The 11787-nt window shown below is 70.5% G+C and carries 13 protein-coding genes; 7 read left to right on the top strand and 6 right to left on the bottom strand.

The genetic code is table 11. The features are described 5' to 3' along the window. Positions 1–228: 228 nt before the first annotated feature. Positions 229–1221 (top strand): RNA polymerase subunit sigma-70, encoded by a 993-nt coding sequence (locus B0F77_RS06630; protein WP_086661887.1) that lies wholly within the window; start codon positions 229–231, stop codon positions 1219–1221. Here B0F77_RS06630 and B0F77_RS06625 read toward each other — a convergent pair. After that, on the bottom strand, positions 1206–2183 hold the full coding sequence (locus B0F77_RS06625; protein WP_086661886.1) for a helix-turn-helix transcriptional regulator: 978 nt from the start codon (positions 2181–2183) through the stop codon (positions 1206–1208). The genes B0F77_RS06630 and B0F77_RS06625 overlap by 16 nt on opposite strands. A gap of 61 nt (positions 2184–2244) precedes the next feature. Here B0F77_RS06625 and B0F77_RS06620 point away from each other — a divergent pair, with 61 nt between their 5' ends. Then, positions 2245–2706, top strand: coding sequence for a VOC family protein (locus B0F77_RS06620; protein ID WP_086661885.1), 462 nt, complete (start codon positions 2245–2247; stop codon positions 2704–2706). A gap of 12 nt (positions 2707–2718) precedes the next feature. On the opposite strand, the gene B0F77_RS06615 is transcribed toward B0F77_RS06620, so the two are convergent. Beyond that, a complete protein-coding gene (locus tag B0F77_RS06615) occupies positions 2719–3633 on the bottom strand; it encodes an ornithine cyclodeaminase family protein (protein WP_245847864.1) in 915 nt (304 codons plus the stop codon). A 180-nt stretch (positions 3634–3813) separates the two neighbouring features. After that, positions 3814–4749: an EamA family transporter gene (locus B0F77_RS06610; protein ID WP_086662090.1), complete on the bottom strand. Its 936-nt coding sequence runs from the start codon at positions 4747–4749 to the stop codon at positions 3814–3816. Between the two features lie 84 nt (positions 4750–4833). Here B0F77_RS06610 and B0F77_RS06605 point away from each other — a divergent pair, with 84 nt between their 5' ends. Next, a complete protein-coding gene (locus tag B0F77_RS06605) occupies positions 4834–5385 on the top strand; it encodes a CGNR zinc finger domain-containing protein (protein WP_086661884.1) in 552 nt (183 codons plus the stop codon). Positions 5386–5394: 9 nt separating this feature from the next. Here B0F77_RS06605 and B0F77_RS06600 read toward each other — a convergent pair whose 3' ends face one another. Then, entirely contained in the window at positions 5395–5907 is a 513-nt protein-coding gene (locus B0F77_RS06600) for a group II truncated hemoglobin (RefSeq protein ID WP_245847863.1), read from the bottom strand. Positions 5908–5934: 27 nt separating this feature from the next. Here B0F77_RS06600 and B0F77_RS06595 point away from each other — a divergent pair, with 27 nt between their 5' ends. After that, positions 5935–6246 carry a winged helix-turn-helix transcriptional regulator gene (locus tag B0F77_RS06595; RefSeq protein ID WP_086662089.1) on the top strand — a complete coding sequence of 104 codons (312 nt, stop codon included), beginning with the start codon at positions 5935–5937 and terminating at the stop codon, positions 6244–6246. A 41-nt stretch (positions 6247–6287) separates the two neighbouring features. On the opposite strand, the gene B0F77_RS06590 is transcribed toward B0F77_RS06595, so the two are convergent. Both B0F77_RS06590 and B0F77_RS06585 read right to left on the bottom strand, forming a co-directional pair. Beyond that, entirely contained in the window at positions 6288–7592 is a 1305-nt protein-coding gene (locus B0F77_RS06590) for an MFS transporter (RefSeq protein WP_086661882.1), read from the bottom strand. 74 nt (positions 7593–7666) lie between these two features. Further along, entirely contained in the window at positions 7667–8308 is a 642-nt protein-coding gene (locus B0F77_RS06585; RefSeq protein ID WP_086661881.1) for a TetR/AcrR family transcriptional regulator, read from the bottom strand. A 112-nt stretch (positions 8309–8420) separates the two neighbouring features. On the opposite strand from B0F77_RS06585, the gene B0F77_RS06580 reads away from it, so the two are divergent. Genes B0F77_RS06580 through B0F77_RS06570 form a run of 3 tightly spaced genes read left to right on the top strand, consistent with a single transcriptional unit; the run spans position 8421 to position 11680 of the window. Then, positions 8421–9269 carry a shikimate dehydrogenase gene (locus B0F77_RS06580; protein WP_086661880.1) on the top strand — a complete coding sequence of 283 codons (849 nt, stop codon included), beginning with the start codon at positions 8421–8423 and terminating at the stop codon, positions 9267–9269. After that, positions 9259–11067, top strand: a complete 1809-nt coding sequence (locus B0F77_RS06575) for a bifunctional sugar phosphate isomerase/epimerase/4-hydroxyphenylpyruvate dioxygenase family protein (RefSeq protein WP_086661879.1) — start codon at positions 9259–9261, stop codon at positions 11065–11067. Before B0F77_RS06580 ends, B0F77_RS06575 begins: the two co-directional genes overlap by 11 nt. After that, positions 11036–11680, top strand: a complete 645-nt coding sequence (locus B0F77_RS06570) for a nucleotidyltransferase domain-containing protein (protein WP_086661878.1) — start codon at positions 11036–11038, stop codon at positions 11678–11680. Before B0F77_RS06575 ends, B0F77_RS06570 begins: the two co-directional genes overlap by 32 nt. The last annotated feature ends 107 nt before the right edge of the window (positions 11681–11787 follow it).

Here is an 11787-nt window from a genome sequence, read left to right as displayed (position 1 = left end):
TCGGTCCGCGTTTCTGCCGGGCAGGCGCGGACGGGTTGCGGGGCGCGCTCGATCGGCTCGTCGCCGAGTTGAATCTCGTGCGGTAGCGATCGGTCCGCGTTTCTGCCGGGCAGGCGCGGACGGGTTGCGGGGCGCGCTCGATCGGCTCGTCGCCGAGATGAATCTCGTGCGGTAGCGATTCCTTTCGCCGCCCCGCGGTGTCCAATGGAGAGTCGAGGGGAGTGAGACGTGTCTGCTGAGACATTGGCACCGTTGACCAGCGTGCGGCTGCACGAAGAGTTCGGCCTGCTGCGGGACGGGCTGGTGGCGCACTGCTATCGGATGACCGGCTCCTACCAGGACGCCGAGGACGTCGTGCAGGAGACGTACCTGCGGGCGGTGCGCGGGATGGCGCGCTTCGAGGGACGGTCGTCGGTCAGGACGTGGCTCTACCGGATCGCGACCAACACCTGCGTCACCGCGTTGAGCCACCGGAGCCGGCGGGTGCTCCCCGCCGGTCTCGGCGCGCCGGCGACCGACCCCGGTGTCCACGTCCACGGCGACGAGTCCATCGCCTGGCTCGAACCGCTGCCCGACGCCGTGCTGTCCCGCCACGAGGACGAGCCGGGGGAGGTGGTCGTGCTGCGCGAGTCGGTGCGGCTGGCGTTGATCGCGGCACTGCAGTACCTGCCGGTGCGGCAACGTGCGGCGCTCCTGTTGCGGGAGGTGCTCTCCTGGTCCGCCGCCGAGATCGCGGAGACGCTCGACGTCAGCGTTCCCGCGGTGAAGAGCCTGCTGCAACGGGCCCGCCGGCGGCTCGACGAGCTGGACCTGGAGGGCGAGCGGCTGGAGGCACCGGACCTGGAGCTCGAACGCGCGCTGCTCGACCGGTACGTCACCGCGTTCGAAACCGGCGACGCCGTGGCGATCCGTGCCGTCATCCACGACGACTTCAGCCTGGAAGCCGTGCCGCACCCGGTGTGGTTCAAGGGCGTGCATGTGTGCATTCCGTTCCTGGAACGCGCCTTCGCCTCCATGGTCGGGAACGTGCGACTGGTGCCCACCCGCGCCAACGGCCAGCCCGCCATGGCCGGGTACCGCCGGGACGCGTCCGGTGAACTGCGCGCGGACTGCCTGTGGGTGCTGACCCTGGTCGACGGCCGGTTCTCCCGTGCCGTCAAGTTCGAGAACCCCGCCCTCGTCACCGCCGCCGGTCTGCCCGAGGTCTACCGCTCGCCCTGAGCCGACCGCGCGGCGCGGCGGGACAGGTCGGCGAAGGCGGCGCGCAGGGCGGGCGGTCCGACCACCTCGATCTCGGTGTCGAAGCGCGCCAGTCTCGCGGCGAGCGCGGCCCACGACCACGAGCCGGTCAGCAGCCTGGTGCGGGACGGACCGGCCTCCTCGGCGGTGTCGTCGCCGGTGAACGGCGCCACGTCCGCGAGCGGCAGGTCGAGGATCACCTCGCCGCGACAGGGCCAGGCGGTGGTGTCCGAGCCCTGGAACCGGGCGGTCAGGAACGCCGAGACGTCGCCGCCGGGTACCTGCCGGGGCGTGAAGCGCGGTCCGTTGGGGATGCGCAGCGCCATCCGGTCGGCGCGGTACGTCCGCCAGTCCTCGCGTTCCGGACTCCACCCGACGAGGTACCAGCGGCCTGCCCGGACGACGAGGTGGTGCGGCTGGACGCGGCGCGGCGGTCGTGCGGAGTCGGTGCGGCCCGGCGCGCTGTAGTCGAAGCGCAGTTCCTCGCAGGCGCGGATGGCGCTGCTCACCGCGAGCAGCAGGTCGGTGTCCACCTGGGGGCCGTGGCCGGACGACTCGATCTCCAACGTGTCGACGCGCTGACGCAGGCGGGGCGGCAGGACCTGCCGCACGGTGGCCAGCGCCCGCGCGGCGGCCTCCTCGATGCCCGCTCCGGTGCCGACGGCGATCCTCAGCGCCACGGCGAGCGCGACCGCCTGCTCCTCGTCGAACAGCAGCGGCGGCACCTGGCTGCCCGCTTCGAGCCGGTACCCGCCGTCAGGGCCCTTGACCGCGTGCACGAGATAGCCGAGCTCGCGCAACCGGTCGACGTCGCGGCGCACGGTCCGTTCGCTGACGGCGAGCCGTTGCGCCAGCAGCGCGCCGGGCCAGTCGCGGCGGACCTGCAGCAGGGACAGCAACGACAGCAGGCGGCCCGAGGTGGTCGTCGACGTGGCGATCGGCATGTTCTCAGCCTGGCACAAGTAGCGGACGTTCCCTGTCCGCTACCGCTGACATCGTGCACCTATGTCACTGAACGCAGTACCTCATCTCAACTTCCGCGGCCAGGCCAGGGAGGCGCTCGAGTTCTACCGGTCCGTCTTCGGCGGGCAGCTCACCGTCGTCACCTACGGCGACTTCGGGATGCCCGCCGAGGTGCCCGGCGCGACGAACGTGGTGTTCGGCGAGGTCGTCGCGGACAACGGCTTCCGCGTGATGGCCTACGACGTGCCCGGCGCGGACGAGCCGATCGTCGCCGGCGAGCCGACCACCCGGCGGGAGAACGGCACCACGATCACCGCGGAGCCGTTCTTCCTGTCCGTGCGCGGCGAGAGCGTCGAGGAGGTCGCCCCGATCTGGGAAGGACTCGCCGACGGCGCGACGGTGATCGAGAAGTTCGGTCCGGCGCAGTGGGCGCCCGGTTTCGGGATGCTGGCCGACCGGTTCGGCGTCACCTGGATCGTGGACGTCGCGGTCGCCTACGCCTGAGCCGTCGCGGCGTCACTCGGATGCTCCTGACGAGCGGCGCAGCAGGGCGGCGGCGAGAGTGAGGTCCTGAAGGGCGAAGCCGGAGCTGTCGAACACGGTGATCTGCTCGGCCGAGGTGCGGCCCGCGGCGGCACCGGCGAGCACCGCTCCGAGTGCGACGGGCGTGACCGACGCGTGCTGGAACTCGCCGATGGCGCGGGACTGTTCCGGCAGGTCGCAGAACAGCGACGCGCGGTCGTACAGCGCGGGCGGCAGCTCCTGCTTGCCCGGTCCGTCGGCGCCCATGGCCGAGATGTGGGTGCCCGGCCGCACCCACTCGGCCTCGAACAACGGTTCGCGCGCGGTCGTGGCGGTGACGAGCACGTCCGCCGCGGAGACTCCCGCCCTGGCGTCGGCCGGTTCGGCCGGAAGACCGGTCTGGGCGGTCACTTCCGCGGTGAACGCGAGTGCCGCGTCGGCGCGGCGGCCGACGACCAGGACGCGGGCGATCGGGCGCACCCGGCTGACCGCGCGGACCTCGTGCAGCGCCTGGTGCCCGGTTCCGATGACGGTCAGCGTGCGGGAGTCGGTGCGGGCCAGCGTGTCGACGGCGAGCGCGTCGGCCGCGGCCGTGCGGTAGGCGTTGGCGGTCGCGGCCTCGACGACGGCGCTCAGCCTGCCGGTGGCGGGGTCGAGGAGCACGATCGTGGAACTGTGGCGGGGGAGTTCGGTGTTGTCCGGCCAGAAGCTGCCGATCTTCACGCCGGCGAGGTCGCCCGCGGAGCCGGACTTGAGGGTGAACCTGTTGTGCGGCACGGAGGAGTGGCCGATCACGACCGGGAAGGTCGATCCGGTCGTGGTGGCGAGGAACGCCTCCCTGGCGGCGGCCAGCGCCAGTTCGTCGTCGACGAGGGCGGCCGACTCGGCTTCGGGGATGAAGGTGGTCACGGCTGGTCCTTCTTCAGTTCGGCGAGGTCGTTGTACAAACCGGTGTGCGAGATGCCTAGTGCCGCGTCGCGGCTTAGTTCTGGCGCTTGCCCCGTAGATGAAGGGACCCTTCATCGACCTGAGGTGGATGAAGGGACCCTTCATCCACAACCGGGAGCACAACTAGGCCGCGACAACCCATTAGTGCCTCGACACCGCGAGCGGGCTGGGCTCCGGTTTCTCGGCCCGGACCGACGCGATGCCGCCGAGGATCAGCAGGCCGCCGAGCAGTTGCAACGGAGTGAGCCCCTCACCCAGCAGGAGCCAGGCGAACAGGGAGGCGGACACGACCTCCAGCAACGCGATGAAGGACGCGAGGCGCGAGCCGAGGATGCCGGAGGCGGTGATGCCGGTCGCGTACGCCAGCGCCGTGCCGATCACGGCGACCACGAGCAGCGGCACCCACCAGGCCGTGGTGACGCCGAGCAGGGACAGGTCGGTGAACTCGGCGGTGAACGGCAGCAGACCGCTCGCCCCGGCGAGCGCCAGGACGGGCGCGGCCAGCAGCAGTCCCGACCCGGCGAGCGCGACCGGCGGAAGGCCGTCGTTGGGGCGTGCAGCGATCACGAAGTACACGGCGCACCCGATGGCGGCCCCGAACGCCGAGGCCAGGCCGATCGGGTCCACGGCCTGGAGTGCGCCGGGCCCGATCACGAGCACCAGCCCCGCGACCGCGAGCACCGATCCGACCAGGACGACGGGCGCGGGCGTCCGCCGGCTGACCGCCCAGGTGAACCCGACCAGGAGCAGCGGCGCGAGGAACTCGATGAGCAGCGCGGTCGCCACCGGGATGCGCTGGATGGCGGCGAAGTAGAGACCCTGGGTGACCGCCACGCCGACCAGTCCCATGCCCAGCACGGACCTCCAGGCCCGCACCAGCAGGTCCCACTTGCCGCGCAACGACATCACGACGAACGGCAGCAGCACGAGACCGGCCGTGAGCGCACGGGCCGTGACCGCGGCGGTCGGCGACCAACCGGCGTCCAGCAGGGGTTTGACGAACGCGCCTGAGGTGCCGAACGAGATGAACGAGACCGCTGCCGCGATCAGGCCGGTGGATCTCCGCTCAATCCCCATGTTCGCCTCCCTGCGTCGCGCCATGTCATGGTCTAACCTCGTTGACACCCCTGACGCTAGGCCGGCCCCCGGTAAGGAGTCAACTTGCTTTTTGCCCCTGACACGGAGGAGAACCTCGCCTTCGTGGTGAGCCTGTGCAACACCGATCCGTCCGCGTCCCGCAGCGGCGAGGACGAGCTGGCCACGGTCGACCAGCTGACGGCGTTCCTGGACCGCGACCCCTTCACCGGCCGCATCGACCACGACGAGGCGGAACTGCGCGACGTCCACGCCACGCGCGCGCTGCTCAGGCACGTGTGGACCCTCAGCCGCGACGACTCGGTCGAAGTCGTCAACAAGATGCTCCGCGACGCCAAAGCACTCCCGTACCTCGTGCGGCACGACGCGCAGGACTGGCACATACACGCCACCGAGCCTGATTCCCCGCTGGCCGAACGGATCCGGGTGGAGGCCGCGCTCGCCCTCATCGACGTGATCCGGATGAACGAGATGGACCGCTTGCGGATCTGCGCGGCGGACGACTGCGCCGGCCTGCTGCTGGACCTGTCCCGCAACGGCCTCAAGCGGTTCTGCAGCGTGCGGTGCGGCAACCGGATGAACATGATCGCGTTCCGGGAACGCCGCGCGGACCGGTGACGGCCGCGCTCACGGTGCCTTGACGTACGGCGGCGCCACACCCCAGCCCCACTTCGGCACCGGCGCCCCGTGGAAGGGCTTGGCGTCTTGCGCGGAATTCTGCACCGCCAGCCGGGTGCCCCACTCCAGATAGGACACGAACGCGGCGCGGAACTCCGGGTCGTCCGGCAGCGCCACCTCGTCCGCCGCGTCCATGATCAGGTTCAGCCAGCGGCGGCGCTGCTGTTCGGTGATGGCCCGGCCGAGATGCTTGGCCAGCATGAACTCATAACCGCCGCGCTCGGCGGTGTACGCGGCCGGTCCGCCGAACACCTCGCCCAGCCACAGCGCCACGTACCGCGCGTGGTCGGGGTCCATCCCGGCGAACACCGGCGCCAGCAGCTCGTCCTGCGCGACCTTGCGGTAGAACGCCTCGGTCAGGCGCAGCAACGCGTCCGCGCCGCCCGCCCAGGTGTAGAGAGAAGGTGTTGACTCGTCGTTGATCACGGCGCCCACTCCAGCAGCACGCGTGAAGTCCGGCAAGTACGCACCTTTTGGTGAGGAGTTCCCATGTACCACTGTCCGGTCGAGCTCGCCCTCGACGTCATCGGTGGCAAGTGGCGTGCGGTGATCCTGGCCCACCTCAAGGAAAAGCCGCATCACTACGGCGAGCTGCGCCGCAAGGTTCCCGGCATCAGCGAGAAGATGTTCGGACAGCGGCTGCGCGAACTGCAGGACGCGGGCCTGGTCTCGCGGACCGAGGTGCCACCGCGCGTCGAGTACTCGCTGACCGACGAGGGCAGGAGCCTCGGGCCGGCGCTGCAGGCCCTCTACGACTGGGGTCTTCAGCGCGCGGCCCGCACCGGCGAGGTCATCGCGTGAGGCCCGCGCCGTCGCGCGGGCCTCATCGCGTGGTGGACCGGTCAGGCCTTGGCGGCGGCGGGAACAGCTGACTCCCGCACCGAGCGCCCGAGTTCCGCGGTCGGACGCCGGAACGTCTCGCGCGCCGTCGCGATCGAGGTCGCGCTCAGCGCGCACACGGCCGCCGTGAAGATCGCGACCCCGACCCAGTCCTCGCGGCCGGAGCCGATCGCCGACACCACACTGGGCGCGAGACCGGCGAGCAGGAACCCGAACTGGGTGCCGATCGCCATGCCGGACAACCGGACCTCGGTGCTGAACATCTCGCCGTACAGCGACGGCCAGACACCGTTGGTCGCCGAGTAGGCCACCCCGAACAGCAGGATGCCGATCGCGAGCACCAGGCCGTACGAGCCGATGGAGATCGACCACAGGTACGGGAAGATCAGGATCGCGCACGCACCACACCCCGCGAGGAACACGGGTTTGCGGCCGATCCGGTCGGAAAGCCGTGCCAGCAACGGGATCGCGAACAGCGCGACGAGGTTCGCGAGGACGCCGACCCACAGCATGGACGCGCGCTCCAGCCCGATCGTGTTCACCGCGTAGCTCAGCGCGTAGACGGTGAAGATCGTGCTGACCGAGGCGATGGTGGCCGCGAAGACGACCCGCAGGACGTCCGCCCAGTGGTTGCGGAACAACGTCGCGACCGGCAGCTTGGCCACCTCGGCACGTTTGAAGACGGCGGTCTCGTCGATCTTGCGGCGGATGATCAGCCCGACGACCACGACGACCGCGCTGCACCAGAACGGCACGCGCCAGCCCCACGACAGCAGGTCCTCCTGGGGGAGCGCGGCCACCGGCAGGAAGATCGCCGTGGCGAGGATCTGGCCGGCCTGCGTACCGCTCAGCGTGAAGCTGGTGAAGTAGGCCCTGCGGTGTTCCGGCGCGTGCTCCAGTGACATCGAGTTCGCGCCCGCCTGCTCGCCCGACGCCGAAAGTCCCTGCAGCAGCCGGAGAACCACGAGCAGGATCGGCGCGAGCACGCCGGCCGTGGCGTAGCTGGGCAGGCAACCGACGGCGAAGGTCGCCACGCCCATCAGCAGCAGCGTGAAGACGAGCACCTTCTTGCGGCCGAAGCGATCGCCGACGTGCCCGAGCACGAACGCGCCGAGCGGCCGCGCGAGATAGCCCACCCCGAACGTGGCGAGCGCGAGCAGCGTCCCCGTCGCCGGGTCGGCGGCGGGGAAGAAGACCTTGTTGAACACCAGTGCAGCGGCTGTGCCGTAGATGAAGAAGTCGTAGTACTCGAGGGCGCTGCCGATCCAGGCTGCCAGCGCAGTCTTGCGGGCCATCGATGTGGTCACGGCGTACTCCGATGTACGATCTAGTTAGTTAACACAAGGTCGGATATGTCACCCCCGCGTGTCAAGAGTTTGTTTTAGCTGGTCAAGTAATCGATCAGCATGTCACCGAGCATGCGCCGGTAGTGCTCGCGGCGAGCGGGGTCGAGCATGTCCCTGCCGAAGATCGCGGCCCACGTGTGCCGGTTCGCGAGCCGGAAGACGCAGAACGAGCTGATCACCATGTGCACGTCGAGCGGGTCGGCGTCGGTGCGGAACCGGCCGGCCGCGCGGCCTCGTTCGAGGATCTGCGTCAGGCCGTCGAGCGCCGGGTTCGCCAGGCCCGCCAGCACTTCCGAGCGCGCGATGTGCTCGGCGCGGTGGATGTTCTCGATGCTGACGAGCCGGATGAAGTCGGGATGGGCCTCGTGGTGGTCGAACGTGAGCTCCGCGAGCCGGCGGATGGCGTCCTCTGGTTCGAGGTGCTCGACGTCGAGTTCGGCTTCGAGGGCCCGGATCGCCAGGTAGGCGCGCTCCAGGACGGCGATGTAGAGCTGTTCCTTGCCGCCGAAGTAGTAGTAGATCATCCGCTTGGTGGTGCTGGTGCGCTCCGCGATCTCGTCGACCCGCGCACCTGTGTAGCCCTTGTCCGCGAACTCCCGCGTGGCTACGTCCAGGATGTCGGCGCGCGTGCGGTCCTTGTCCCGCTGGCGCTCGGCATCGGCTGACGGTGCGGCCACCGGGCCCCCTTCGATCTGCGGACGACCAGCCAACTCTAGTGCAGCCCTTTGCTGCGGGTGGACCAGTGCGCTAGCGTTAACTCACTAGTTCGTACATTACGTGGGAGGTCGGGTGACGAACTACCTGATCGGGCTCATCGGGTCCGGAATCGGTCCGTCGCTGAGTCCGGCGCTGCACGAGCGCGAGGCCGGTGAGCTCGGGTTGCGCTACACCTACCGCCTGCTTGACCTCGACGTCGTCGGGCGGCCGGTCGAGGACGTGCTCGCCACGGCCAGGGCAGAGGGGTTCGACGGGCTGAACATCACCCATCCGGTGAAGCAGACGATCCTGCCGCACCTGGACGAGATCGTTCCGGAGGCCGCCGCGCTGGGCGCTGTCAACACCGTGGTCTTCGACAACGGCAGGGCGATCGGCCACAACACCGACACCACGGGCTTCGCGCGCAGTCTCGGCCGTGGCCTGCCCGACGCCAGGATGGAGAACGTCGTCCTGCTCGGCGCGGGCGGGGCGGGCGCCGCGGTGGCCCACGCGCTGCTGTCGCTGGGCACTGCCCGGCTGGGTGTCCACGACGTCGACCTGAGCCGCGGTGCGGGGCTGGTGGCGGCGTTGCAACGCAGGTTCGGCGCGGACCGGGCGGTGCTGTGCGGGCCCGATGCCGTCGCGGCAGCCGACGGTCTCGTGCACGCGACTCCGACCGGCATGGCGGCGCATCCCGGGTTGCCGATCGACGAGTCGTTGCTGCGCGAGGAACTCTGGGTCGCCGACATCGTCTACCGGCCGCTGGAGACGGCGCTGCTCGCGGCCGCGCGGGCGCGGGGCTGCCGGGTGCTGCACGGCGGCGGGATGGTGGTGTTCCAGGCAGGGGAGTCGTTGCGGCTGTTCACCGGCGTCGAACCCGACGCGGACCGGATGCTCGCGCATTTCGAGGAGCTGGAGGGAGAACCCGCTCATGCGTCCTGACCTCCGTACCGCCATCGCCACCGTGTGCCTGTCCGGCACGCTCGACGACAAGCTGGCCGCGGCCGCCCAGGCGGGGTTCGACGGCGTCGAGCTGTTCGAGAACGACCTGCTCGCGACCCGCCGCGGTCCGGCGGAGATCCGGCGGCGCTGTGCCGACCTGGGCCTGAGCGTCGACCTGTACCAGCCGTTCCGCGACTTCGAGGCGGTGCCGCCGGACGTGCTCGCCGCCAACCTGCGCCGCGCCGAGCACAAGTTCGACGTCATGGCCGAACTCGGCGTGGACACCGTGCTGGTGTGCTCGTCGGTGTCGCCGGACGCGATCGACGACGACGATCTCGCGGCCGAACAGCTGCACCTGCTCGCCACGCGTGCCGGCGAACGGGGTCTGCGCATCGCCTACGAGGCGCTGGCGTGGGGGAGGTTCGTCAACGGCTACGAACACGCGTGGCGGATCGTGCGCCGCGCCGCGCACCCGGCACTCGGCGTCTGCCTCGACAGCTTCCACATCCTGTCCAAAGGGGACGATCCACGGGCGATCCGCGCGATCCCCGGCGAGAAGATCTTCTTCCTCCAGCTGGCCGACGCGCCGACGCTGCCGATGGACGTCCTGCAGTGGAGCCGGCACCACCGGCTCTTCCCGGGCCAGGGCGACTTCGACCTGAAGACGTTCACCCGCAACGTCCTCGACGCCGGATATCGCGGACCGCTCTCGCTCGAAGTGTTCAACGACGTGTTCCGCCAGTCCGACCCGTACCGGGCCGCGGTCGACGCCATGCGGTCACTGGTCAGCCTGAAGGACTCCTTGGGGTTGCTGGACGTCCCGGCCGCACCCGTCGCGGACGGGTACGCCTTCGCCGAGGTCGTGGGGGAGTCGAACCTGGCCGCGCTGGGCTTCACCCGAGCGGGCGTCCACCGCTCGAAGCCGGTGGAGCTGTGGACGCAGGGCGATGCGCGCGTGCTGGTCAACGCGGACGGCGAGCCGGGCGCGATCGGAGCGCTCGGCATCTCCGTGCCGGACCCGGCAGCGGCGGCGCAGCGCGCGCAGGTCCTGCTCGCACCACCGCTGTCGCGGACGGCGGGCCCCGGCGAAGCGCCGCTGACCGCGATCGCCGCCCCCGACGGAACGCAGATCTTCCTGTGCTCCAACGACGACTGGCTCGGCGACTTCGTGCCGACCGGGGAGTCGGCTCCCGGCGCGGGGATCACCGGCATCGACCACGTCGCGCTGACGCAGCCCTTCGACAACTTCGACGAGGCCACGCTCTTCTACCGTTCGGTGCTGGGCCTGGAACCCGGTGCCACCGCGGAGTTCGCGGCGCCGTTCGGGCTGGTGCGCGGCCGCGGCGTGAGCGGTGGCGGCGTCCGGCTCACGCTCGATGCCGCACTGGTCCGCCGCGGGGGCTGGGCGCCCGCGGTGCAGGAGCCGCAGCACATCGCGTTCACCTGCACCGACGCCGTCGCCTCCGCCGAGGCGCTGCGGCGGTCGGGTGCGCGGCTGCTGGACATCCCTGGCAACTACTACGACGATCTCGCGGCACGGACGGGTCTGCCGGCCGAACGCATCAGCGCGTTGCGCGAGCACTCGGTGCTGTACGACCGCGACGAGCACGGCGAATACCTGCACTTCTACACCGAACTCGCGGGCGCGAGGGTGTTCTTCGAAGTGGTCCAGCGGATCGGTGGCTACCGTGGGTTCGGTGTCGTCAACGCACCCGTGCGCATGGCGGCCCACCACGAGGCGCGGCGCTGCGGACAGGGGCACACCGATGAAGGACTTCCAGTCGTCGCAAGGAGTTGAGCTCGACGACCGTGAACTGGAAGCCCGCTGGGCGGAGGCGTGGCGGCCAGAGGAGGTCGCTCGGCGGCTGGAGGGCGTGCGCACACCCTGGTACGTCGCGGCAGGGTGGGCGCTCGACCTGTTCCGAGGGGAGCAGACCCGCCCGCACGGTGACCTGGAGATCGCCGTGCCCGCGGCGGGCTTCGCGGAGATCCGGGACCGCTTTCCCGGATTCGCTTTCGACGTGGCGTCCGCGGGACTCGTCTGGTTCGACGCGCGGGCCGACGTGCTGGCCACGACACACCAGACCTGGCTGCGGGACCCGGCGACAGGCCACTACCTGTGCGACGTCTTCCGCGAGCCGCACGACGACGGGCTGTGGATCTGCCGGCGGGACGAGGACCTGCGGCTGCCGTACGACGTGATCATCGAACGCACGGCGGCCGGGATCCCTTACCTCGTACCGGAACTCGTGTTGCTCTTCAAGGCCAAGGGAGTCCGGCCGAAGGACCAGCAGGACTTCGACGGCGTCGTACGGCTGCTCGGTCCGCGGCGGCGACGCCTGCTCGCGGAGTGGCTGGAGCGGGTGCATCCAGGTCATTCCTGGCTGGACGAGCTCGAAGCGATGCCCTGACGACGCGCCCGTCATCCCGTCCGGTGGGAGGTACTGCCGGCACCTCCCACCGCAGGCTGCCTAAGCCCAATGCCGGTCGGTTAAGGCATTGCGGCTGTTCAGGTGCG

Origin of the sequence: Lentzea kentuckyensis (assembly GCF_002150765.1) — a bacterium.
GTDB lineage: Bacteria > Actinomycetota > Actinomycetes > Mycobacteriales > Pseudonocardiaceae > Lentzea > Lentzea kentuckyensis.
This window is presented reverse-complemented; position numbering and strand designations above follow the sequence as displayed.

Coding starts and splice junctions, on each gene's coding strand:
- B0F77_RS06595 (WP_086662089.1), top strand. CDS start 5,935: ATGTACCACTGTCCGGTCGAGCTCGCCCTCGACGTCATCGGTGGCAAG.
- B0F77_RS06620 (WP_086661885.1), top strand. CDS start 2,245: ATGTCACTGAACGCAGTACCTCATCTCAACTTCCGCGGCCAGGCCAGG.
- B0F77_RS06575 (WP_086661879.1), top strand. CDS start 9,259: ATGCGTCCTGACCTCCGTACCGCCATCGCCACCGTGTGCCTGTCCGGC.
- B0F77_RS06570 (WP_086661878.1), top strand. CDS start 11,036: ATGAAGGACTTCCAGTCGTCGCAAGGAGTTGAGCTCGACGACCGTGAA.
- B0F77_RS06625 (WP_086661886.1), bottom strand. CDS start 2,183: ATGCCGATCGCCACGTCGACGACCACCTCGGGCCGCCTGCTGTCGTTG.
- B0F77_RS06610 (WP_086662090.1), bottom strand. CDS start 4,749: ATGGGGATTGAGCGGAGATCCACCGGCCTGATCGCGGCAGCGGTCTCG.